The organism is Bacillus sp. WC2507, from assembly GCF_052656125.1.
Map to the genome: position 1 here is coordinate 1,182,702 of NZ_JBQXPN010000001.1, position 22,402 is coordinate 1,205,103.

Annotated in this window: 23 protein-coding genes and 2 pseudogenes; 20 read left to right on the top strand and 5 right to left on the bottom strand. The window is 35.9% G+C overall.

Going from position 1 to position 22,402, the window contains the following annotated elements:
* The first annotated feature begins 17 nt into the window (after positions 1-17).
* The 5 genes from ACUN28_RS06365 to srtB all read left to right on the top strand — a co-directional run bounded on the left by ACUN28_RS06365 (position 18) and on the right by srtB (position 6,673).
* Positions 18-3,155, top strand: a complete 3,138-nt coding sequence (locus ACUN28_RS06365) for an NEAT domain-containing protein (protein ID WP_445423429.1) — start codon at positions 18-20, stop codon at positions 3,153-3,155.
* A 69-nt stretch (positions 3,156-3,224) separates the two neighbouring features.
* A complete protein-coding gene (isdE, locus tag ACUN28_RS06370) occupies positions 3,225-4,106 on the top strand; it encodes a heme ABC transporter substrate-binding protein IsdE (protein WP_016135421.1) in 882 nt (293 codons plus the stop codon).
* A gap of 27 nt (positions 4,107-4,133) precedes the next feature.
* Positions 4,134-5,117 carry a FecCD family ABC transporter permease gene (locus tag ACUN28_RS06375; RefSeq protein WP_016086039.1) on the top strand — a complete coding sequence of 328 codons (984 nt, stop codon included), beginning with the start codon at positions 4,134-4,136 and terminating at the stop codon, positions 5,115-5,117.
* The gene (locus tag ACUN28_RS06380) at positions 5,107-5,877 is read left to right on the top strand and encodes an ABC transporter ATP-binding protein (RefSeq protein WP_016086040.1); all 771 of its coding nucleotides are present in this window, start codon (positions 5,107-5,109) and stop codon (positions 5,875-5,877) included. Before ACUN28_RS06375 ends, ACUN28_RS06380 begins: the two co-directional genes overlap by 11 nt.
* 31 nt (positions 5,878-5,908) lie before the next feature.
* Positions 5,909-6,673, top strand: a complete 765-nt coding sequence (gene srtB, locus ACUN28_RS06385; protein ID WP_016086041.1) for a class B sortase — start codon at positions 5,909-5,911, stop codon at positions 6,671-6,673.
* Between the two features lie 68 nt (positions 6,674-6,741).
* Here the strand turns inward: srtB and isdG are convergent, their stop codons facing one another.
* Positions 6,742-7,065: a heme oxygenase gene (gene isdG / locus ACUN28_RS06390; protein ID WP_016086042.1), complete on the bottom strand. Its 324-nt coding sequence runs from the start codon at positions 7,063-7,065 to the stop codon at positions 6,742-6,744.
* A 291-nt stretch (positions 7,066-7,356) separates the two neighbouring features.
* Here isdG and ACUN28_RS06395 point away from each other — a divergent pair, with 291 nt between their 5' ends.
* Positions 7,357-8,556, top strand: coding sequence for a class I SAM-dependent rRNA methyltransferase (locus ACUN28_RS06395; RefSeq protein ID WP_016086043.1), 1,200 nt, complete (start codon positions 7,357-7,359; stop codon positions 8,554-8,556).
* A gap of 38 nt (positions 8,557-8,594) precedes the next feature.
* Here the strand turns inward: ACUN28_RS06395 and ACUN28_RS06400 are convergent, their stop codons facing one another.
* Both ACUN28_RS06400 and ACUN28_RS06405 read right to left on the bottom strand, forming a co-directional pair.
* Positions 8,595-8,789 (bottom strand): YwbE family protein, encoded by a 195-nt coding sequence (locus tag ACUN28_RS06400; RefSeq protein WP_001014310.1) that lies wholly within the window; start codon positions 8,787-8,789, stop codon positions 8,595-8,597.
* Positions 8,790-8,963, bottom strand: a complete 174-nt coding sequence (locus tag ACUN28_RS06405; protein ID WP_016086044.1) for a hypothetical protein — start codon at positions 8,961-8,963, stop codon at positions 8,790-8,792.
* A 169-nt stretch (positions 8,964-9,132) separates the two neighbouring features.
* On the opposite strand from ACUN28_RS06405, the gene ACUN28_RS06410 reads away from it, so the two are divergent.
* The 7 genes from ACUN28_RS06410 (at position 9,133) to ACUN28_RS06440 (ending at position 14,328) form a co-directional block, all read left to right on the top strand.
* Positions 9,133-9,825, top strand: a complete 693-nt coding sequence (locus ACUN28_RS06410) for a response regulator transcription factor (protein ID WP_016086045.1) — start codon at positions 9,133-9,135, stop codon at positions 9,823-9,825.
* Position 9,826: 1 nt separating this feature from the next.
* Entirely contained in the window at positions 9,827-10,762 is a 936-nt protein-coding gene (locus ACUN28_RS06415) for a HAMP domain-containing histidine kinase (protein ID WP_016086046.1), read from the top strand.
* A gap of 125 nt (positions 10,763-10,887) precedes the next feature.
* The gene (locus ACUN28_RS06420) at positions 10,888-11,811 is read left to right on the top strand and encodes an ABC transporter ATP-binding protein (protein ID WP_016086047.1); all 924 of its coding nucleotides are present in this window, start codon (positions 10,888-10,890) and stop codon (positions 11,809-11,811) included.
* On the top strand, positions 11,804-11,965 hold the full coding sequence (locus ACUN28_RS06425) for a hypothetical protein (protein WP_000931763.1): 162 nt from the start codon (positions 11,804-11,806) through the stop codon (positions 11,963-11,965). Before ACUN28_RS06420 ends, ACUN28_RS06425 begins: the two co-directional genes overlap by 8 nt.
* A 34-nt stretch (positions 11,966-11,999) precedes the next feature.
* Positions 12,000-12,704 (top strand): ABC transporter permease, encoded by a 705-nt coding sequence (locus tag ACUN28_RS06430; RefSeq protein ID WP_016086048.1) that lies wholly within the window; start codon positions 12,000-12,002, stop codon positions 12,702-12,704.
* A 34-nt stretch (positions 12,705-12,738) separates the two neighbouring features.
* Positions 12,739-13,608: a DUF4097 family beta strand repeat-containing protein gene (locus ACUN28_RS06435; RefSeq protein ID WP_016086049.1), complete on the top strand. Its 870-nt coding sequence runs from the start codon at positions 12,739-12,741 to the stop codon at positions 13,606-13,608.
* Positions 13,609-13,632: 24 nt separating this feature from the next.
* Complete coding sequence (locus tag ACUN28_RS06440) at positions 13,633-14,328, top strand: ABC transporter permease (protein WP_016086050.1); 696 nt, start codon at positions 13,633-13,635, stop codon at positions 14,326-14,328.
* A gap of 63 nt (positions 14,329-14,391) precedes the next feature.
* Here the strand turns inward: ACUN28_RS06440 and ACUN28_RS06445 are convergent.
* Positions 14,392-14,562, bottom strand: a pseudogene (locus ACUN28_RS06445) (spore coat protein C); the annotation flags it as partial.
* A gap of 130 nt (positions 14,563-14,692) precedes the next feature.
* The gene (locus ACUN28_RS06450) at positions 14,693-15,196 is read right to left on the bottom strand and encodes a DinB family protein (RefSeq protein ID WP_098800204.1); all 504 of its coding nucleotides are present in this window, start codon (positions 15,194-15,196) and stop codon (positions 14,693-14,695) included.
* A gap of 132 nt (positions 15,197-15,328) precedes the next feature.
* Between ACUN28_RS06450 and ACUN28_RS06455 the strand changes: the two are divergent.
* From ACUN28_RS06455 to etfA, 7 genes and pseudogenes are all read left to right on the top strand, one after another.
* Positions 15,329-15,451: pseudogene (locus ACUN28_RS06455) on the top strand (sigma factor); the annotation flags it as partial.
* 281 nt (positions 15,452-15,732) lie between these two features.
* Entirely contained in the window at positions 15,733-16,824 is a 1,092-nt protein-coding gene (locus tag ACUN28_RS06460) for a BclA C-terminal domain-containing protein (RefSeq protein ID WP_116329183.1), read from the top strand.
* A gap of 338 nt (positions 16,825-17,162) precedes the next feature.
* The gene (locus tag ACUN28_RS06465) at positions 17,163-18,848 is read left to right on the top strand and encodes a long-chain-fatty-acid--CoA ligase (protein ID WP_016086061.1); all 1,686 of its coding nucleotides are present in this window, start codon (positions 17,163-17,165) and stop codon (positions 18,846-18,848) included.
* 106 nt (positions 18,849-18,954) lie between these two features.
* Positions 18,955-19,542 (top strand): TetR/AcrR family transcriptional regulator, encoded by a 588-nt coding sequence (locus ACUN28_RS06470; protein WP_080117847.1) that lies wholly within the window; start codon positions 18,955-18,957, stop codon positions 19,540-19,542.
* Between the two features lie 11 nt (positions 19,543-19,553).
* Positions 19,554-20,330 (top strand): enoyl-CoA hydratase, encoded by a 777-nt coding sequence (locus ACUN28_RS06475; RefSeq protein ID WP_000911291.1) that lies wholly within the window; start codon positions 19,554-19,556, stop codon positions 20,328-20,330.
* Between the two features lie 78 nt (positions 20,331-20,408).
* Positions 20,409-21,182 (top strand): electron transfer flavoprotein subunit beta, encoded by a 774-nt coding sequence (gene etfB / locus ACUN28_RS06480; RefSeq protein ID WP_001029031.1) that lies wholly within the window; start codon positions 20,409-20,411, stop codon positions 21,180-21,182.
* 36 nt (positions 21,183-21,218) lie between these two features.
* A complete protein-coding gene (gene etfA / locus ACUN28_RS06485; RefSeq protein ID WP_016086063.1) occupies positions 21,219-22,196 on the top strand; it encodes an electron transfer flavoprotein subunit alpha in 978 nt (325 codons plus the stop codon).
* The last annotated feature ends 206 nt before the right edge of the window (positions 22,197-22,402 follow it).

The following is a 22,402-nucleotide window of genomic DNA, read 5'->3' on the forward strand; positions in this document are numbered from 1 at the left end:
TTAAAATGGTTGTTGCGATGTTTTTAATGGTATTTACATTCGTATCAACATTACAACCCCTTGCGGTTCAAGCTGCTAGTCAACTAGCTGACGGTGAATATTCAATTGGTTTCAAAGTTCTTAAAGACAAATCAGATGAAGAATCCATGATGAATCAATACTCTGTAAGTCCAGGAACTTTAAAAGTGAAGGATGGGAAAAAGAAAGTATCCTTTACGTTAACGCATAGTTCATGGATTACGAAATTTGAAACAGAAAAAGCAGGTCAGCTCGTTGAGACAAATGTAATTAGTGAGGATAAAGAAAAAGATACAAGAGTAGTAGAATTTGATGTGGAAGATGTAGAGAAGATATTAAATGCAAAAGTAAAAGTTGATATTGATGCGTTTAATTATCATCATTACTATGACATTCGTATTTCATTCGACCAAAATAGTATTACACCAATTCATGTAGAAAAACCAGATGAAAAAGAGGACCCAGCTAATAAGCCAGATCCAAATGAAACTACGGATCCAGGTCAGAAGCCCGACCAAAAGCCTGACCCAAATCAACAACCAAATTCTAACACAATTGAAGATGGTGCGTACAGTATTCCTTTCAAAGTATTAAAAGATAAAACAGATGAAGAATCTAAAATGAATAGTTACATGAAAAATCCAGGAGTATTGAAAGTAGAAAATGGTAAGAAAAAAGCAATTGTAACGCTAAAGAGTAGCTCATTAATTAAAAATTTCCAAACAGAAAAAGATGGTGCATTTGTTGATGCAAAAGTAGTGAGTGAAGATAAAGAAAAAGATACAAGAGTAGTAGAGTTTGAAGTAGCTGATTTATCAAAAAAACTAAATACAAAAGTATTTATTGAGATGGCATCAAAAAATTATAAACAAACGCATGACGTACAACTTGTATTTGAACAAGACAAACTTGAACCAATTAAAAGTGAAGATAAACAACCAGATGGAGACAAACAGCCGGATGGAGGCAAACAGCCAGATGGAGATAAGCAACCAGATGGAGACAAACAACCGGATGGAGATAAACAACCAGATGGAGGCAAACAGCCAGATGGAGATAAGCAACCAGATGGAGGCAAACAGCCGGAGGGAGATAAACAGCCAGGCGGAGACAAGCAGCCAGATGCTGAAACAATTAAAGATGGTGAATACAGCATCGGTTTTAAAGTGCTAAAAGATAAGACTGAAGAAATTTCAATGATGAACACGTATACAAAGAGTCCAGGTGTGTTAAAGGTGAAAGATGGTAAAAAATACGTATCATTCACATTAACGAATAGTTCATGGATTACAAAGTTTGAATTTGAGAAAAATGGTTCATTTCTTGATGCAAGTGTATTAAGTGAAGATAAAAAAGCTGATACACGCGTAGTGGAAGTAGAAATAGCAGATTTATCAAAAAAATCAAATGCAAAAGTGAAAGTAGATATCGATTCAATGAATTACCATCATTTTTACGATATTCAATTTGCATTTGATAAAGATAGCATTCAGCCGGTAGATAACCAAGGCGGAAATGACAACCAAGGTGGAAACAACAATCAAGGCGGAAATGACAACCAAGGTGGAAACAACAATCAAGGCGGAAATGACAACCAAGGTGGAAACAACAACCAAGGCGGAAATGACAACCAAGGTGGAAACAACAATCAAGGCGGAAATGACAACCAAGGTGGAAACAACAATCAAGGCGGAAATGACAACCAAGGTGGAAACAACAATCAAGGCGGAAATGACAACCAAGGTGGAAACAACAATCAAGGCGGAAATGACAACCAAGGTGGAAACAACAATCAAGGCGGAAATGACAACCAAGGTGGAAACAACAACCAAGGTGGAAACAACAACCAAGGTGGAAACAACAACCAAGGCGGAAATGACAACCAAGGTGGAAACAACAACCAAGGCGGAAATGACAACCAAGGTGGAAACAACAACCAAGGCGGAAATGACAACCAAGACGATAACAAAACAATTGATCCCAATGCTCTTACAGATGGTGAATACAGCATCAATTTTAAAGTGTTAAAAGATAAAACAGACGAAATTTCAATGATGAACACATATACGAAGAGTCCAGGTGTATTAAAAGTGAAAGATGGTAAGAAATATGTGTCCTTCACATTAACAAATAGTTCATGGATTACGAAGTTTGAGTTTGAAAAGAATAGTGCGTTCGTCGATGCAAAAGTATTAGGTACAAATAAAGAGCAAGATACAAGAGTAGTAGAAGTGGAAGTAGATGATTTATCGAAAAAGTTAAATGCAAAAGTGAAAGTGGACATTGATGCGATGAATTATCATCACTTCTATGACATTCAATTTGCATTTGATAAAGGAAGTATTAAAGCTTTAGGTGATCAACCTGGAAATGATAACCAAGGCGGAAATGACAACCAAGGTGGAAACAACAACCAAGATGGTAACAATAATCAAGGTGGAAGCAATAACCAAGATGGAACGAATAATCTAAATGAAAACCCAACAGTTGATCCGAAAAATTTAAAAGATGGTCAGTATGATATTGCTTTTAAAGTGTTAAAAGATAAGACTGAAGAAATTTCAATGATGAATCAATATGTTGTAAGTCCAGCAAGATTAACGGTGAAAGATGGTAAGAAGTATATTGCAATGACACTAAAAAATAGTGAATGGATTACAAAATTCCAAACAGAAAATAATGGTGGATTTGCAGATGCAAAAGTAGTAAGTGAAGATAAGGCTGCAAATACAAGAGTAGTAGAATTTGAGGTTAATGACTTATTTGCAAAATTAAATGCAAAAGTAAAGGTAGATATCGATTCAATGAACTACCACCACTTCTACGATGTACAAATTCAATTCGATACAAATAACATCGGAGCGGTAGGGACTATTAAAGAGGATCCAAAAAAAGATCCAAAAAATGATCCGAAAAATCCAGTGACTACACCGAAAGTAGACAATGTAAAAACAGTTGGTACTCCTAATTTTAACCGCAATGCAGATGATAAGAAGAAAAAAGAAGATACAAAAAATGATTCAAAAAAAGAGAAAAACTCAAAAACAGCAGATACAGCACAACTTGGTTTATACATGGTGTTACTGCTAGGTTCACTTGCTTTACTAGTTCGTAAATATAGAGCAGGTAGATTGTAATTTTTGAAGTCTTGATGCATGTCCGCATGCATCAAGACTTGTTTCATATTATTTGGAAAGGAGTGGTGATTGAGAGTGAAGAAAATTGCAAGTGTACTAATGGCTATCATTTTATTAGTGAGTATAGCTGGGTGCTCATCACCAAAGAAAGAAACAGCGAAGCAGGTAAAGAGCGAGAGTAAAGAGAGAGTTGTTGCAACGACAGTCGCTGTAACTGAAATTATGGATGCATTAGAAGTAGATTTAGTTGGTGTTCCAACAAGTTCTAAAACTTTACCAAAACGATATAAAGGTTTACCAGACGTAGGGAATCCGATGAGCCCTGATATGGAAAAAGTAAAATCATTAAAGCCGTCAGAAGTATTATCGGTGACAACACTTGAATATGAATTAAAGCCAGTTTTTGATGGTGTGGGTATGAAAGCAAACTTTTTAGATTTAACAAGTTTGAAAAACATGCAAAATTCAATTAACGATTTAGGTAAGAAATATGGACGTGAAAAGCAGGCCGAAGCAGTAGTAACTAAGTTAGATAAAAAAGTTGCTAGCATTCAAAAAGAAGTAAAAGGGAAGAAAGAACCGACAGTACTTATTTTATTAGGTGTGCCAGGAAGTTACTTGGTAGCAACAGAGCATTCTTATATTGGAGATTTAGTAAAACAACTAGGTGGTAAAAACATTGTACAAGGTGAACAAGTAGAGTATTTAGCTTCTAATACGGAGTATTTAAAGAAAGCTGATCCAGATATTATTTTACGAGCAGCACACGGTATGCCTGATGAAGTTGTAAAAATGTTCGATAAAGAATTTAAAACGAATGACATTTGGAAACATTTTGCGGCAGTTAAAAATAATCGTGTTTACGATTTAGAAGAGCGTTTATTTGGAACGACAGGAAACTTAGCAGCAATTGAAGCGTTAGATGAATTGAAAAAAATGATGTATCCGTGATGCATTTTAATATAAAGGAAGAGTGGAATGAATAAAAAAACTTGGAGTTTCCTCATTGTTACTGCATTACTTATTGTTATGACATCATTGTCAGCAACGAAAGGGAGTTTAGAAGTAGGTATTGTTGAGCTTGTACAAGGGGTATTTACAGGGGGAAATGAAGATGTTGAAGTGATTAAAGATTTACGTTTCCCGCGTATTATTATTGCACTGTTCACTGGGGCGGCACTTGCTGTTTCAGGTGTGCTTTTTCAAGCTGTTATGAAAAATCCACTCGCTGATGCTGGAGTGATCGGTATATCTTCAGGAGCAAGTTTTATGACACTTGTTATTATTACGTTATTCCCGCAGTTTTTTTTCTGGACACCAGTATTCGCCTTTTTAGGTGGTGCGTTTGCATGTTATCTCGTTTATGCATTTTCATGGAAGTCAGGGTTAAGTCCACTTCGCATTATTTTAGTGGGTATAGCTATTAATGCGATGTTCACTGGATTAAATGAATCGTTCATTACCATTTGCGGATATTTCATTAAAAGTATTAAGCAAACAACGACTTCTAATATAACGATGAAGACGTGGGGCGATGTAGAAATAATGGTTACGTATGGAACAATTGGTCTTATTCTTGCTCTGTTTGTAGGAGCTTGGTGTAACTTATTATCGCTACAAGATAAGACTGCGAAAAACTTAGGTTTGCACGTGACGAGAGTTCGTCTTATTATTTCTGCTATTGCAGTACTCCTAGCGGCAGTATCAACAGCGATTGCGGGTGTTATTGCTTTCGTGGGATTACTCGTTCCGCATATTTCAAGACAATTAGTCGGTTCAGATCATAAAGTATTAATTCCATTTTCTGCTCTTGCAGGAGCGTTACTAATTTTGACGGCGGATACGATTGGAAGGTTAATTGTGCCACCTAACGAAATTCCAGCGGCGACGATTATGGCAGTTATTGGTGGTCCATTCTTAATATTCTTGCTTAGAAAGAGTGATAAAGTTCATGGAAATTAAAAATGTAACCTTTTCGTATGATAATGTAACGGATCGATTAAAGTCGGTTAGTAGTGAAATAGAAATTGGTAAAATTACAACAATTATTGGTCCAAACGGTTGCGGGAAATCGACATTACTTGGCGTGATGTCAAGAAATCACGATCCTCGTAGCGGAGAGGTAATACTGGATGGGAAGGCGATCAGCCAATATAAACCGAAAGAGTTTGCTAGAAAGTTAGCCGTTGTCCATCAACAAAATGAAGCACCGGCAGATATGACGGTAGAGAAATTAACAAGCTTTGGCCGTATGCCTCATAAAAATATTTTTTCCTCGCAAACTGATGAAGATAGAGAAGCGATCGAAAGGGCTTTAGCATGTACGAATTTGCTAAGTAAACGTGATAAAGAGATTCATGCGTTATCTGGCGGAGAAAGACAACGTGTTTGGATTGCTATGACGTTAGCCCAGAAAACACCAATGCTCTTTTTAGATGAACCGACAACTTATTTAGATATTTATTATCAACTTGAAATATTAGAGCTAGTAAAAGAGTTAAATGAAGTACATGGATTGACGATCGTTATGGTATTACACGATATTAATCAGGCGATTCGCTATAGTGATCATATCATTGTTATGAAAGACGGCGAAATTGTTACGAAAGGTAAGCCAAATGATGTTGTGACAGAAAGTATGATAAAGACGATATACGGTGTAGATGTCGTTGTAAAGCAAGATGAAGATACAGGGTTGTATATGGTCCCAATGGGTATTTAAATATGCGAACAATCCGTTTTGAGGTGATAATTTGAGTAGTAAAAAAGAACGGAAGAAGAATTCTTTTTTTCAACGAATACTTACAGTTGTTTTTTTAGGTACCTTTTTCTATTCAGTATATGAATTAGGTGATATTTTCATGGATTACTATGAAAATCGTAAAGTAATGGCCGAAGCACAAAACATTTATGAAAAAAGTCCGATGGAAGAGCAATCACAAGATGGGGAAGTGCGTAAACAGTTCAAAGCTCTGCAGCAAATTAACCAAGAAATAGTTGGATGGGTTACGATGGACGATACACAAATTAATTATCCAATCGTTCAAGCGAAAGACAATGATTACTATTTATTTCGTAATTATAAAGGTGAAGATATGAGAGCAGGAAGCATCTTTATGGACTATCGTAATGATGTGAAATCTCAAAATCGAAATACTATTTTATATGGTCACCGTATGAAAGATGGTTCTATGTTTGGAAGTTTAAAGAAAATGTTAGATGAAGAGTTCTTCATGTCGCATCGTAAATTATATTACGATACATTATTTGAAGGATATGATCTTGAAGTGTTCTCGGTGTATACAACAACAACTGATTTTTATTACATTGAAACGGATTTTAGCAGTGATACGGAATACACATCATTTTTGGAGAAAATTCAAGAAAAATCGCTGTACAAAACGGATACAAAATTGACAGCAAGTGATCAAATCGTAACACTTTCGACGTGTGACTATGCACTTGATCCGGAAGCAGGAAGGTTAGTCGTGCATGCGAAACTAGTAAAAAGACAGTAAATAAAAAAGTATAGAATATGAGAAGCGGTAACGCTTCTCATATTCTATACTTTAAAAAAGAAATATGTTTACTGTGCTGCGGCCATTGGCATACGTACAACTTCAACATTGTAGTAAGTGATTTTATTATCAAGAATATATTCTGGCATCCCGCCTTGATGTGAGTGAGCATCTTTAAATGCTGAGCTCTTCGTCCAACCTTGGAAATCTTCTTTTGCATTCCAACGTGTGCTAATTGTTACTTCATCATAATCAACTGTATTTTGCGTTAAAAGAACTTCTAATCCTAAAAAGCCTTGCATCGTTTCGACTTGACCTACTTTATTAAAACGCTCAATTAATTTATGTCCATTTCCCTTTGTAATTTTAGCTGTATTTGTAACAATAATCATGTTTTATTCCTCCTATAAATGTTGCCTTTATTTTCGAGAACTCATATACATTAAATGATAATGAAAATCATTATCATTGTCAATGGTAATGATGAAATATATAAGTTTTTTTTTGAAAGTACGATATTTATTTCATAAGTTAGTAAATATATGGCGATTAGGTGCAACAATGAGTGGGTTGTACTAGTAAAGCGATAATATGGTATAGTGAAACGAGGCTGTTTTTCAGCCTCGTTTTTTTACATGCTTCCTACTAATTAGAAAGCATTCAAATGGAAAGGAAGACATTACATGCGATCTGAAGTAACTATAAAAATAAAGCCGAAATTTATAAAAGAAATTAAAAGTGGATATCCGCTTATTTTAAAAGATGCGATTCAAAATTTAAATGATGTTCGGGAAGAAGGAACAATCATTAAAGTAGTAGATGAGAAGAACCACTTTGTCGGAAAAGGTTATTATGGAAAACAAAATAAAGGATATGGCTGGATTTTAACGAGAAAAGAGAGTGAACAAATTAATCAATCTTTCTTTGAAAGTAAAATAAAATCTGCCTTACATAAACGAAAGCAATTTTACAAATCAAGTGATACAACAGCATTCCGCGCCCTAAACGGTGAAGGTGATGGTCTTGGAGGCTTAATCATCGATTATTATGACGGTTATTACGTAGTGAGTTGGTATAGTGAAGGAATTTATACTTTTAGAGATGAGATTATAGCAGCTCTTCAAAAAGTAGCAAACTTTAAAGGGATTTATGAGAAAAAGCGTTTTGATACGAAAGGGAAATACATTGAAGGCGATGATTTCGTAGCTGGAGAGCGCGGTGAGTTCCCGCTTATCGTAAAAGAGAATGGTGTGAATTTTGCGGTTTATTTAAATGACGGAGCGATGGTTGGTGTATTTTTAGATCAGCGTAACGTTCGAAAACAAATTCGTGATAAGTATGCAAAGGGGAGAACCATGTTAAATATGTTCTCTTATACAGGTGCTTTCTCTGTATTTGCAGCACTTGGTGGAGCGAGTAAAACAACGAGTGTGGACCTTGCAAATCGTAGTTTAAGTAAAACGATTGAGCAGTTTAGTGTAAATGAAGTTGATTATGAAGCACAAGATATTATTGTAGAAGATGTCTTTCTGTACTTCAAATATGCGGCTAAGAAAAAGATGAAATTTGATATGGTTGTACTTGATCCTCCAAGCTTTGCACGCTCAAAAAAATATACATTCAGTGCAGCGAAAGATTATAAAAATTTATTAAAAGAAACAATTGCCATTACAGAAAATAACGGTATTATCGTTGCTTCTACAAATTGTAGCGCATTCGATATGAAAAAGTTTAAAGGCTTTATCGATACAGCATTTAAAGAAATGAATGGCAAATATAAAATATTAGAAGAACATTCTTTACCAGAAGATTTCCGTACAATTGATCAATTTAAAGAAGGGGACTATTTAAAAGTAGTTTTCATCGAGAAAATCAAAGGTTAATAAAGAAAAGGAGCTCAAGTTTACATGAGCTCCTTTTCTTATTGAACGATATTTTGTACTCTACCGACTTGCCCATCCTGCAATCGTACTTTAATGCCATGCGGATGAGAAGGGGAGTTCGTTAAAATATCTTTTACAATTCCACGTGTTAATTTACCAGTTCGTTGATCTTGTTTTAGTACAATATCAACTTCAAGACCGGGTGCGATATTAGAACGTTTTTGTCCGTTCATTTATACACCTGTACGTCTACGTTGGTTGTTCGTTTTTTTCGTTTGTTGATTTTGTAATTTTTTCGTTGCTTGGCTTTGGTTTGTGTTATTTTGACCATTACCGTTACCTTGCTTTTTCTTTGCAAGTTGTTCGCGCATTAAATCAGCTAAGCTTACTTTTTTGTTTTCTGACATGATAAGTCTCCTTTATATAAAGTTAATTATGAACAATAGTAGTGAATTTTATCATATCATTGTTAAGGAAGGAAGGGAAGTTGGTTTGAAAATTCACATAATTCTTTCCAGTATTCATTCGTTACGATACAATTAAAGTGTTAATGTTTGTAAAAAAGGGGATAGAAATATGTCACATCATATTTTATTAGTTGAAGATGACGTTTCAATTCAAGAGATGGTTGAAACATATTTAGTAAAAGAAGGCTTTCAAGTTACAATCGCATCTGATGGAGAAGAAGGGGTGAATACATATTTAAAAGGTTCATTTGATTTGATTATCCTCGATATTATGATGCCAAAGCTAGATGGCTTAGAGGTCGTGAGAATCATTCGAGAAAAAAGTGCCGTTCCGATTTTAATGATGTCGGCAAAAGATACAGATGTTGATAAAGCTGTTGGATTAGGACTTGGAGCAGATGATTACATTTGTAAGCCGTTTTCTATGATTGAATTAGCTGCACGTGTAAAAGCGGGTATTCGGAGGTCTACGAAATATTCGGCTACAGAAACAACAGAAAAGATGATTCAGATTGGTGATTTAACAATCGATCCAATTAATTTTACTGTGGAAAAAAAAGGGAAGCCTCTCAAGCTTACTTTAAAAGAATTTGAGATTTTAAAACTGTTCGTAAAAAATCAAAATCGTGTATTTACAAAAGCACAAATATATACGTTAGTTTGGAATGAAGAGTATTACGGTGACGATAATGTTATTAATGTTCATATGAGAAGATTGCGTGAGAAAATTGAAAGTAATCCATCTAATCCAGAATATATTAAAACGTTATGGGGTATCGGCTATAAGTTGGAAGTGATGTAATATGGTCAATCTGTTAATAGGTATTATTTTTATATTGTTATGTGTCATTTACATACAGTATAAAATGAGAAAAAATAGTAGTAAAAATTTACGATACACATATGAAAAGTTAGAAAGTATTGTAAATGAAAAAACAGGCGAGAAGTTACTCGTTATGACAGATGATCTAGAATTACAAAAGTTATTAGTTGCAATTAATCAATTATTAGATGCAAAACAGAAAACGAATGCAGATCATGCAAAAGTAGAAATTTCGATGAGAAAAATGCTTTCAAATATTTCGCATGATTTAAAGACGCCACTAACAGTTATTCTTGGATATACAGAAATGTTAAATAAGGATAAAACGATAAATGAAGAAGAACAGCAAATATTACTTGAAAAGGTGCATGTAAAAACACTAGAAGTAATGGAACTGATTCATAAGTTTTTTGATTTAGCAAAGTTAGAATCTGGTGACAAGGCAATCGAAATGACAAAAGTAAATATGAATGAAGTTTGTCGCGAGAAGATTTTATCTTTTTATGATTTAGTTACGACGAAAGGTTTTCACGTTCATATTGATATACCAGAAAGAAATATATATGCACTTGGAAATGTAGAAGTATTAGGTAGAGTATTGAATAATTTAATATCAAATGCGATTACATATGGAGACGATGGAAAGACACTCGGTATGACGTTAAGAGATGACGAAACAAATGTGTATATAGACGTATGGGATACAGGAAAAGGAATTGATGAATCTCATATTGATAAAGTGTTTGAGCGTATGTACACACTTGAAGATTCAAGAAATAGATTGTACCAAGGGAGCGGTTTAGGGTTAACGATTACGAAAAGGCTTGTGGAAGCGATGGATGGGAAAATTCACCTTTCTAGTAAGCCGTATGAAAAAACAATTTTTACAGTTGTATTAACAAAGATGCTGTTTTAGCTTGTAGAGAAGTAGATTCTACAAGCTTTTTTGCAGCGTAAGGAATTTGTAAGAAACGGGTAAGAAAAAAGAGATTTCTGTTGTCTATTATAGAAATATAAAGTAGTGCGAAAGGGGTAAGTGACATGACATATATATTAAAAACGAACCAACTGACGAAAGTGTTTAAAGGGAAAGAAGTTATTTCTAGCGTTAACATGCATGTGAAAAAAGGAGAGATATACGGTTTCTTAGGGCCGAATGGTGCAGGTAAAACAACGATTATGAAAATGATCACAAATTTAATAAAACCGACGAGCGGTGATATTGAAATTTTTGGTGAGAAGTTGACAGATACATCTTATGAATTGTTAAAGCGCATGGGGACAATTATCGAATATCCAATCTTTTATGATAAATTAACGGCGAAGGAAAACTTAGAATTACATTGTGAATATATGGGGTATTACGATAAGAACGCAATTGATCATGCTTTACATTTAGTAAAACTGCACGGTATAGATGATAAAAAAGTAAAAGATTTTTCATTAGGGATGAAGCAACGACTTGGTATTGCAAGGGCGATCATGACAAAGCCAGAATTACTCATTTTAGATGAGCCAATTAACGGTTTAGATCCAATTGGTATTAAAGAATTGCGAGACTTATTTAAAATGCTCTGCAAAGAATACGGTATTACATTATTAGTTTCTAGTCATATTTTAGGCGAGATGGAACTAATGGCGGATACAATTGGTGTAATTCAAAATGGAAAACTAATAAAAGAAGTTTCAATGAAGAGTATTAACGGAAAGCAAACAGAGTACATTGAAATCACTGTTCCTGATGTGAAACGTGCAGCTTATATTTTAGAAGATAAACTTGGTATAAAAAATTACAAAATAATGAGTGGAAATATGATTCGTGTGTATGAATTGAAGGCGACGCAGCAAGCTATTTCAAAAGCACTTATTATGAACGATGTAGAAATTGAAAGTATTAATAAGAAACATAGTTCCTTAGAAGAATATTTCTTAAATGTAATGGATGGAGAGGGCATTCATGCTTAATGGATTGTTAGTGAATCTACTAAGTGGATTGATTGTAATGTTCATAAGTGGGATTTTATATTATAGAAAACCTGAGCGGAAATGGTTGTTAATTCTAATAGTAATAGGAATGTTAAGCTTCGTTACTGCTGGAATTAGAATGTTAGCAGCGTAGAGATAGTTATATAAAGAATGGAGGAGTGGTTTGTATGCTTAGATTAATGAAGCTTGAGTGGAAAAAGCATCGATTATCTAGTTACTTTAAAAGTGTAGCAATTTGTATTATAGCAATTTTCGCTGCAGTAAGCCTTATGGCATTAGGAATTAAAGCTGAGGGAGACGCGCTCTTCTCTGACTTCACACAGAACATGGCTTTAGCAAATATTTTTATTAGGATAACATTCATTATTTTTAGTTCGGTCATTTTATCACGTTTAGTAATTGATGAGTATCGGAACAAAACGATGCAACTATCGTTTATGTACCCACTGCAAAGGAAAATGTTAATGAGGGCGAAATTAACAATTGTTTTTTGTTTTTGTTTTGTGAGCACAATTGTCGCTACTTTTATTATTAGTTTACTCGTATATTTTGTGAGTCCAATGATGGGATTGATTGAAACGCCAGCTACGATAGATGAAATAATAGCTATCGTTCCAGCTACTTTTATAAGTGCATTTATGATATCAGGTATAAGTTTAATTCCTTTATTTTTTGGGATGAGAAAGAAATCGACACCGACAACGATCACTTCTGCAGTAATAATTGGCATGTTAATTAGTAGTAACTTTGGTTCTGGAAATGGTCAAGTAAGTATGTTTAATTTTATAGCTATCCCAATAGTGCTCTGTTTATTAGGGATTTTTATTAGTTATCTTTCATATCGTAAAATCGACAAGATCGATGTGGCGTGAAGTAAGATTAAAACAACAATGAACTGGGGTATGAATGTTGAAAAAAATAATAGTAATTGCAATTTTATTTCTGACAATTGCTAGTGTGGTTTTTGGTTTTAAGACATTTCAGGGGAAAGATTTTAAGAAAGAAAAGTCTTTTGAGATAAATCATATAAAAGAAATAGAAGTAGACAATGAAAACTGGGATATTGAATTTAAAAGTACAGACGCTAACAAAATAGTAATTTCCGCTCAAGGTCAACAAGTGGATAAAATAGATCCTGTCAAAATAGAAAATGATGAAAATAAAATTGTGATTAAGCAAAAACAAAAGGTGACTAAATTTTTTAATGGTTTTACGTTTAGGAAGAAAAATAGTATATCTATAACTGTTCCGAAGAAAGAAATAGATAAAATTGTATTAAATAATAAATCGGGTGATGTGAAAATAAGAGATATAGAAGTGAAAAATATCGTGACAAAAAGTGAGTCTGGAGATGAAATGGTTGTAGGACTATCAGCCGAGAAAGGTGAATTCATATCGCAAAGTGGAGAGTTAGCTGTAAAAGATAGTTCAGTACAAGAATTAAATATAAAGTCTACGACTGGTGATAACTATATAACAAATGTAAGTAACTCAAATATGAACATTACTTCAACATCCGGGGAAGTATTATTGAAAGATATGAAAGAAGGAAAATCATTATTTGTAGAAACAAAATCAGGAGATATTGGCTTACGGCATAAAGGGGTTCCGACTTCTTTGAAACTTACGGCTAAAAGTAATTCGTCTGACATAATGGTGAATGTAAATGGACTTAAGAAAGATAAAAATACAGAAAAAATAAAAGCGGGAACCATTGGTGATGCAAAAAACGAAGTGAAGATTGTAAGTAAAACAGGAGCGATTTATATTGATTAAAATGTAAATGAAAGGAGGACTATTATGCTACGTTTAATGAAGCTAGAAATGAAGAAGTTTAAGCTTGGCTGGTATGTAAAAGGGGCAGTTATTGCAAATATCGCTATACTGGCATTAATGATCTTTACGAGCATTGTTGCTCAAGTAGAAGGTGATCCAGAAATAAGGGATCCGCAGATGATGTTGTTAACGGCTAGTACATTAGTAAGAGCAACATTCATTATTTTTGGTAGTGTGTTAATCGCAAGGTTAATAATTAGTGAATATAAAAATAAGACAATACTACTTATGTTTTCTTATCCTATTAATCGGAGGAAAATGATGAGTAGTAAGTTGGCCATTACAGCAACATTAACATTTCTAACAGTTATTGTATCTAACATTTTAGTAGTAGGAGTGTTCTTTGGGATAGATAGTTATTTTTCAATTCTTCCTAATCCATTTACAGTAGATCAATTGACGCAAGAAGGAATAAAACTGGTTCCTTTAGCTATTGCAACTGCGGGAATGAGTTTAATCCCATTATATTTTGGAATGCGTAAACGTTCAGTGCCAACTACAATTGTTTCATCTCTTATCGTTGTATCAATTGCAATGAATACCAACCCAGCGTTTTCTACAGCAACTTTTCTTCCCCTTCAACTAGCATTGGCAGCAATTGGAGTTGTGATTGCATATTACGGAATTAAAAATATAGAGAGGGAAGATATAACAGTATGACAAGAATACGTAAAAAAGAGTTGGCGTTACACCAACTCTTTTTTGTATATGTATGCTTCGTTACTACTCTGTAAATTTAGAGTGTGTGCTTACATACTCTTGAACTCCTGGAGAAATGTTAAAGTTATTAAGACTTTTATATTCGATAGTAAACTCTCCGTCTCTACTTGTCTCAAAGGAGATTGCATAGCGGTTCATTTTAGCATCGTAAGAAGTATTTTTGACTTCCGCATCTCCCATTGATTAAAGTTTCACTTTATTTCAACGTATTTTTTCCACAAAACAACCATTTAGCAAAAAAATAGTTTCACATGAAACAAATTAAAGAAAAAGACAAGATGTGTAAACACCTTGTCTTTTTCTGTTACATTTTAGGAGCTTCCATTCCAGCAGCAGCCCATTCTTCTTTTGCAGGACCATATACGCCAGGGGCTGTTAAGCCAGCTTGTCGCATTAAGACAGTCATTTGTCCGCGGTGATGATTTTGGTGATTGATAAGTGTCATTAAAAATATAGAATTCGGCATAGGGCGGCCAAAGAAGTCATTCATAGTAGTTAAGTCTTTATCAGTCCATTCGCTTTGAAGTGCTTCAACAAAAGCCGCATTCACTTTACGATACCCATCTGCAATTGTTTTAGCTGAAGTTGGTACAGGATAATCTTTCGTTTCTCCTTCAAACTTAAGCCCAGTACCAGATAGCATAACAGGAATTGCCGTCACGATATGCCAAGCAACTCTGCCTAACGTCCAGTGTCCAGGTGCGATTTCTTGTAACAAAGATTCATCAGTTAGTACATCGAGCATCTTTTGAGTAGACTCAGCCTCGTATTTCCATGATTGTAGAAAGCCTTCAATAGTTTGGTACATATTTATCCCCCCTAGTTATGTTCATAGGTTAAATTCGTGAGAGATAATATAATCCCTGTTCCACAAGAAAGAATTCATTAAGTATTGTTAAAATACGGAAATTGTTAGAAAGTGTTTGTAAAAGTGTCATAAAACGAATGTGTTGACGATATTTTATTAATCGTTTGGTACAACATTAGTAGTTATGATGAAAATCGTGGGAAGTTTAGAAGGTGGCTTATATCTGTTGCGAAGTTTAAAGCCATTGATTATAAATGAAAAGGTAAAAATTCCAACGAAAAATAAGGGGGTATACGGATATTGCTATGTAAGATTGGAATCCATATGTGTATGAAGAATTTAGAAAAGGAATTTCATTTAACGAGAGAGGCGAAAGTACAAGCAAAAGGAGAGAGTATCGCATGTAATAATTATTAGAATGTACGGGATAAATCTATATTTAGCTCCACTGAATAAAGTTTTTCGTTCTTATTTGATAGATGTTTTTTAATTTCTTACTTGTACTTAAAAGATTGAATTTGAAGGAAGGGATCAACATGTCTTCATGGAGCAATAACATAAATGGCTATTGTGGGTGTAATAATCAAAATGGTGTACATGTTGATTCATGCTGTTTTAGTTGCGATGGGACAGTTCCTAAGCTGGGCCCAACAGGTCCGACGGGAGCAACAGGTCCAACAGGAGCGACGGGAATAACGGGTCCAACGGGAGCGACGGGAATAACAGGTCCAACGGGAGCGACGGGAATAACAGGAACAACGGGAATAACAGGTCCAACGGGTCCAACGGGAGCGACGGGAATAACAGGTCCAACGGGTCCAACGGGAGCGACGGGAATAACAGGTCCAACGGGTCCAACGGGAGCGACGGGAATAACAGGTCCAACGGGTCCAACGGGAATAACAGGAGCAGCAGGTCCAACAGGAGCGACGGGAATAACAGGAGCAACAGGTCCAACGGGAGCGACGGGAATAACGGGAATAACAGGCCCAACAGGAGCGACGGGAATAACGGGGGTAACAGGTCCAACAGGAGCGACGGGAATAACGGGGGTAACAGGTCCAACAGGAGCGACGGGAATAACAGGTCCAACAGGAGCAACGGGAGCGACGGGAATAACAGGAACAACGGGAATAACAGGTCCAACGGGTCCAACGGGAGCGACGGGAATAACGGGTCCAACGGGAGCAACAGGTGAAACCGGAGCAACTGGCACAAGTATAACGGCAACATACGCGTTTGCAAATAATACGTCGGGTTCAGCGATATCGGTACTTCTCGGTGGAACAAATGTCCCGCTTCCAAACAATCAGAATATCGGTCCGGGAATTACGGTTTCTGGGGGAAATACAGTATTTACGGCTGCAAATGCAGGGAATTATTATATTTCATATACAATTAATATAACCGCTTCGTTATTAGTTAGTTCACGCATTACAATTAATGGAGCACCGCTTGCTGGGACTATCAATTCGCCTGCCTTGGCAACCACATCTTTTAGTGCAACAATTATTACGACTCTTGCGGCTGGAAGTGCTATTAGTTTGCAACTATTTGGTTTGTTAGCTGTTGCTACATTATCAACAACTACACCAGGAGCTGTGTTAACGATAATAAGATTAAGCTAAATAATGACTCTCTTATTCTTTTATAGATTAGGAGAGTTTCTACATATAATAAGAAGTTAATGGAGTGAAGCATAGTTATATAAAAGTCAGAATATTATGATTGTAACGTTATGGTGACTATAATATAATGAAAATAACCATCATGAATGAACATTCATTTATCCCGCATTAACGGGCAGTAAGATCCCACCTCAAAATTCAGCGAAAGTAAAGAAGTTAACTGGGTGATCAACTGCCCGTAAAAGCCCGATTTGTTCAACTAATAATCAGTGGGGAAACAACCCCCCCACTGATTAAAGTTTCACTTTATCTTTTATGTATTTGAAGGGGGAATGAAGGTGGAAAAACCATGGTTGAAAAGTTATCCAGAAGAAATTCCAAGTACGATTTCTTATGAAATTCAGCCGCTTCATGGATATGTGGAACAGGTGGCTTCTCGCTATCCAGAAAAGAAAGCGCTTCACTTTTTAGGGAAGGATATCACATTTTCAGACTTCCACGATAAGGTGAAGAAGTTTGCGAATTATCTTCAAAAGCTCGGTGTGGAAAAGGGTGATCGAGTTGCTATTATGTTGCCGAACTGTCCGCAATCCGTAATTGGTTATTATGGTACATTACTTGCGGGAGGTATCGTAGTACAAACAAATCCACTATATACAGAAAGAGAATTAGAATACCAGCTTCATGACTCCGGAGCAAAAGTAATTCTTTGTCTCGATTTAGTGTTTCCAAGAGTAACGAATGTTCAATCTGCTACAAAAATTGAACATATTATCGTAACTCGGATTGCGGACTTTTTACCCTTCCCTAAAAATTTACTTTATCCATTTGTACAAAAAAAGCAGGCAAATCTTGTCGTGAATGTGTCGGAAAGCGAAACGATTCATCTATGGAAATCAGTAGAACGAGAAAGTAATGTTAATATTGAAGTTCCTTGTGATCCTGAAAATGATCTAGCTCTTTTGCAGTATACAGGGGGAACAACGGGATTTCCAAAAGGGGTTATGTTGACGCATAAAAACCTTGTTTCGAACACTTTGATGGGAGCTCATTGGCTATATAATTGTAAAGAAGGAGAAGAAGTAATTCTTGGTGTCCTTCCGTTCTTTCATGTGTATGGGATGACAGCTGTAATGAATTTAAGTATTATGCAAGGATATAAAATGGTGCTGATTCCGAAGTTTGATATGAAAATGGTTTTTGAAGCAATAAAAAAACATAAAGTCACACTATTTCCAGGGGCACCAACCATTTATATTGCTCTATTAAATAGTCCCCTCTTAAAAGAATATGATATTTCTTCTATCGAGGCTTGTATTAGTGGATCTGCCCCGCTTCCTGTAGAAGTACAGGAAGAGTTTGAGAGAGTTACAGGTGGAAAATTGGTAGAAGGTTATGGATTAACGGAGTCGTCGCCAGTTACACATGGGAATTTTTTGTGGGAAAAACGCGTGCCAGGAAGTATTGGTGTGCCGTGGCCAGATACAGAGGCAAACATTATGTCACTTGAAACTGGAGAGGCTTTACCTCCGGGTGAACTTGGTGAAATTGTTGTAAAGGGTCCTCAAATTATGAAAGGGTATTGGAATAAGCCAGAAGAAACAGCAGCTGTATTACAAGACGGGTGGCTCCATACAGGGGATGTTGGTTACATGGATGAAGATGGCTTCTTCTATGTAAAAGACCGTAAGAAAGATATGATTGTTGCGAGTGGATTTAATGTGTATCCTCGTGAAGTAGAAGAAGTATTATATGAGCATGAAAAAGTGCAAGAAGTAGTGACGATTGGAGTTCCAGATCCGTACCGAGGAGAGACAGTTAAAGCATTTGTTGTGTTAAAAGAAGGTACAGAGTGCTCTGAGGAAGAATTAAATCAGTTTGCACGTAAATATTTAGCCGCTTATAAAGTGCCGAAAGTATATGAGTTTAGAGATGAATTGCCGAAAACGACAGTCGGAAAAATTTTACGCCGTGCTCTAATAGATGAAGAGAAGCGAAAGAATGAGGATGAGCAAACGGGCTAAGGCCCTTTCTTTTTGAAAAAATAGGATTGACACTTTTCTAAATAGTCAGTATTATAAGAATATGAATGACTATTCATTCAGTCATCTTCTTGAAGGGGACAGTAAAGTGAAGAAAAATAGACCGAAATACAATCAAATTATTGATGCGGCAGTCATTGTGATTGCGGAGAATGGGTACCACCAAGCGCAAGTTTCTAAAATCGCAAAGCAAGCTGGGGTAGCTGATGGCACGATTTATTTATATTTTAAAAATAAAGAAGATATATTAATATCCTTATTCCAAGAGAAGATGGGAGAATTTGTCGAAACAATTCGTCAAAAAACAGCAGGAATTGAAAGCGCTGTATCGAAGTTATTCATGTTGGTAGAAACGCACTTCGTGCTGTTGTCGCAAAATGATCCTCTTGCTATCGTTACGCAATTAGAGCTAAGACAGTCTAATCAAGACTTGCGCCTTAAAATAAATGAAGTATTAAAAGGCTACTTACAAGTTATGGATGAGATTTTAGAGACTGGTATAAAACAAGGTGAGTTTCAAGCGGATTTAAATGTTCGCGTGGCAAGACAAATGATCTTTGGAACAGTAGATGAAGTTGTGACCAATTGGGTAATGAGCGATCATAAGTATGATCTGGTCGCACTTTCAAAAACGGTACATGGGCTACTTATTGCAGCTTGTGGTTATCGTCAATAATGGGAGGGATCATGTTGAAATTCCTATCTGTAAGAGTTGAAGATCATATCGCGGTGGCGACGTTAAATCACGCACCAGCGAATGCGATGTCTTCACAAGTTATGCATGACGTTACTGAATTAATTGATCAAGTGGAAAAGGATGATAACATTCGTGTTGTTGTTATTCACGGTGAAGGACGTTTCTTCTCAGCAGGAGCAGATATTAAAGAATTTACATCTGTTACTGAAGCGAAGCAAGCAACAGAATTAGCACAGCTTGGACAAGTTACGTTTGAGCGTGTTGAAAAATGTTCAAAACCAGTTATTGCGGCAATTCATGGAGCGGCACTGGGCGGCGGCCTTGAGTTTGCTATGTCTTGCCACATGCGCTTTGCAACTGAAAGTGCAAAACTTGGTTTACCTGAATTAACACTTGGATTAATTCCTGGTTTTGCAGGTACACAGCGCTTACCACGTTATGTTGGGAAAGCAAAAGCTTGTGAAATGATGTTAACAAGTACACCGATTACTGGTGCAGAAGCATTGAAATGGGGACTTGTTAACGGATTGTTCTCTGAAGAATCATTTTTAGATGATACGCTTAAAGTCGCAAAACAAATTGCTGGAAAAAGTCCAGCAACAACTCGTGCTGTACTAGAGTTATTGCAAACGACAAAATCGTCTCATTACTATGAAGGTGTACAACGTGAATCACAGATTTTTGGTGAAGTATTTACGAGTGAAGATGGAAGAGAAGGTGTAGCTGCATTTTTAGAAAAGCGTAAACCTTCATTTAGTGGCAGGTAGTTCAATTATTTTTTTAATATAAATTAACAGAAAATTAAAATTGATAGAATCTTTCTGAAAAACAAGGGGGTAAATGGAATGAACATCTACGTACTCATGAAACGAACATTTGATACAGAAGAAAAAATCGTAATTAAAAACGGTGCAATTTACGATGGCGAAGCGGAATTCATCATCAACCCTTACGATGAATATGCAATTGAAGAAGCAATTCAAGTAAGAGACGCACAAGGCGGAGAAGTTACAGTTGTAACAGTCGGTGGCGAAGATAGTGAGAAAGAACTTCGTACTGCATTAGCGATGGGCTGTGATAAAGCGGTATTAATTAATATTGAAGATGATGTGGAAAATGGTGACCAGTTCACGACAGCAAAAGTGCTTGCTGAATATTTAAAAGATAAAGATGCAGATTTAATTTTAGGCGGAAACGTTGCAATTGATGGTGCATCTGGACAAGTCGGTCCACGCGTAGCTGAAGCGTTAAATATTCCGTACGTAACGACAATTACAAAACTTGAAATTGACGGTACAAACGTGAAGATTGAGCGTGATGTTGAAGGTGATACTGAAGTGATTGAAACTTCATTACCAGTTTTAGTAACGGCACAACAAGGTTTAAATGAACCGCGTTATCCATCGCTTCCAGGTATTATGAAAGCGAAGAAAAAGCCACTAGAAGAAGTAGAATTAGATGATTTAGATTTAGAAGAAGATGATGTGGAAGCAAAGACAAAAACAATTGAAATCTATTTGCCTCCTAAGAAAGATGCAGGAAAAGTGTTACAAGGCGAGCTGCAAGATCAAGTAAAAGAACTTGTATCGTTGCTCCATACAGAAGCGAAAGTAATCTAATAAAATACGAAATTATATATGCAGGAGGGAAAATCTATGGCTCGTAAAGTATTAGTAATGGGTGAAGTTCGTGATGGATCGCTACGTAACGTTTCGTTTGAAGCGGTAGCAGCAGCAAAAACAATTGCAGAAGGCGGTGAAGTAGTAGGTCTTCTAGTTGGAGATAGCGTTGCCTCTTTTGCAAATGAATTGATTCATTACGGTGCAGATCGCGTTGTGACAGTTGAAAATGATAAATTAAAATCATATACATCTGATGGTTATGCACAAGCGTTTTTAGCTGTATATGCGGAAGAAAATCCAGAAGGTATTGTCTTTGGACATACAGCACTTGGTAAAGATTTATCACCAAAATTAGCAGCGAAGCTTGAAGCTGGTTTAGTTTCTGACGTAACTGCTTTAGAGGTTGAAGGTGGAAATGTTATCTTCACTCGTCCAATTTACTCTGGTAAAGCATTCGAGAAGAAGATTGTAACAGACGGTATCTTATTTGCGACAGTACGTCCAAATAACATTGCAACGCTTGAAAAAGATGAGTCTCGCAGTGGTGACGTATCTTCTATTACAGTTGATGTGAAAGATTTACGTACAATCATTCAAGATGTTGTCCGTAAAACAGCAGAAGGTGTTGATCTTTCTGAAGCGAAAGTTATTATCGCTGGCGGACGCGGTGTGAAGAGTGAAGAAGGCTTTAAACCATTAAAAGAGTTAGCTGACGTACTAGGCGGTGCTGTTGGGGCATCTCGTGGTGCTTGTGACGCTGAGTATTGCGATTACTCATTACAAATTGGTCAAACTGGTAAAGTTGTTACGCCAGACTTATACATTGCATGTGGTATTTCTGGTGCGATTCAGCATTTAGCTGGTATGTCTAACTCAAAAATAATCGTTGCGATTAATAAAGATCCAGAAGCAAGTATCTTCAAAGTAGCTGACTACGGTATTGTCGGTGATTTATTCGAAGTCTTACCTCTTTTAACAGAAGAATTTAAAAAGTTAAAAGTACATTCATGATTTAAGTACCCTTGAGTTCCAAGTGAAGTACCCCTATATATAGAAAAAGGTGAGAGATCCCCTGTCTCTCATCTTTTTAGTATTTCATCCGTATTTTTATATAGTATAAAGGGGCATTTTTTTGTTACAATACATAACGATACATATTATTCGCCACGTATATAAGTTAATGATATACTCTTGGTAGAATATACTTGAAGGAGGAA

Excerpts from the sequence above, each read along its gene's own strand:
- ACUN28_RS06365 (WP_445423429.1), top strand. The coding sequence starts at position 18 with ATGTTTTTAATGGTATTTACATTCGTATCAACATTACAACCCCTTGCG.
- ACUN28_RS06375 (WP_016086039.1), top strand. The coding sequence starts at position 4,134 with ATGAATAAAAAAACTTGGAGTTTCCTCATTGTTACTGCATTACTTATT.
- ACUN28_RS06380 (WP_016086040.1), top strand. The coding sequence starts at position 5,107 with ATGGAAATTAAAAATGTAACCTTTTCGTATGATAATGTAACGGATCGA.
- isdG (WP_016086042.1), bottom strand. The coding sequence starts at position 7,065 with ATGATTATTGTTACAAATACAGCTAAAATTACAAAGGGAAATGGACAT.
- ACUN28_RS06395 (WP_016086043.1), top strand. The coding sequence starts at position 7,357 with ATGCGATCTGAAGTAACTATAAAAATAAAGCCGAAATTTATAAAAGAA.
- ACUN28_RS06400 (WP_001014310.1), bottom strand. The coding sequence starts at position 8,789 with ATGAACGGACAAAAACGTTCTAATATCGCACCCGGTCTTGAAGTTGAT.
- ACUN28_RS06405 (WP_016086044.1), bottom strand. The coding sequence starts at position 8,963 with ATGTCAGAAAACAAAAAAGTAAGCTTAGCTGATTTAATGCGCGAACAA.
- ACUN28_RS06410 (WP_016086045.1), top strand. The coding sequence starts at position 9,133 with ATGTCACATCATATTTTATTAGTTGAAGATGACGTTTCAATTCAAGAG.
- ACUN28_RS06415 (WP_016086046.1), top strand. The coding sequence starts at position 9,827 with ATGGTCAATCTGTTAATAGGTATTATTTTTATATTGTTATGTGTCATT.
- ACUN28_RS06420 (WP_016086047.1), top strand. The coding sequence starts at position 10,888 with ATGACATATATATTAAAAACGAACCAACTGACGAAAGTGTTTAAAGGG.
- ACUN28_RS06425 (WP_000931763.1), top strand. The coding sequence starts at position 11,804 with ATGCTTAATGGATTGTTAGTGAATCTACTAAGTGGATTGATTGTAATG.
- ACUN28_RS06430 (WP_016086048.1), top strand. The coding sequence starts at position 12,000 with ATGCTTAGATTAATGAAGCTTGAGTGGAAAAAGCATCGATTATCTAGT.
- ACUN28_RS06435 (WP_016086049.1), top strand. The coding sequence starts at position 12,739 with ATGTTGAAAAAAATAATAGTAATTGCAATTTTATTTCTGACAATTGCT.
- ACUN28_RS06440 (WP_016086050.1), top strand. The coding sequence starts at position 13,633 with ATGCTACGTTTAATGAAGCTAGAAATGAAGAAGTTTAAGCTTGGCTGG.
- ACUN28_RS06450 (WP_098800204.1), bottom strand. The coding sequence starts at position 15,196 with ATGTACCAAACTATTGAAGGCTTTCTACAATCATGGAAATACGAGGCT.
- ACUN28_RS06460 (WP_116329183.1), top strand. The coding sequence starts at position 15,733 with ATGTCTTCATGGAGCAATAACATAAATGGCTATTGTGGGTGTAATAAT.
- ACUN28_RS06475 (WP_000911291.1), top strand. The coding sequence starts at position 19,554 with ATGTTGAAATTCCTATCTGTAAGAGTTGAAGATCATATCGCGGTGGCG.
- etfB (WP_001029031.1), top strand. The coding sequence starts at position 20,409 with ATGAACATCTACGTACTCATGAAACGAACATTTGATACAGAAGAAAAA.
- etfA (WP_016086063.1), top strand. The coding sequence starts at position 21,219 with ATGGCTCGTAAAGTATTAGTAATGGGTGAAGTTCGTGATGGATCGCTA.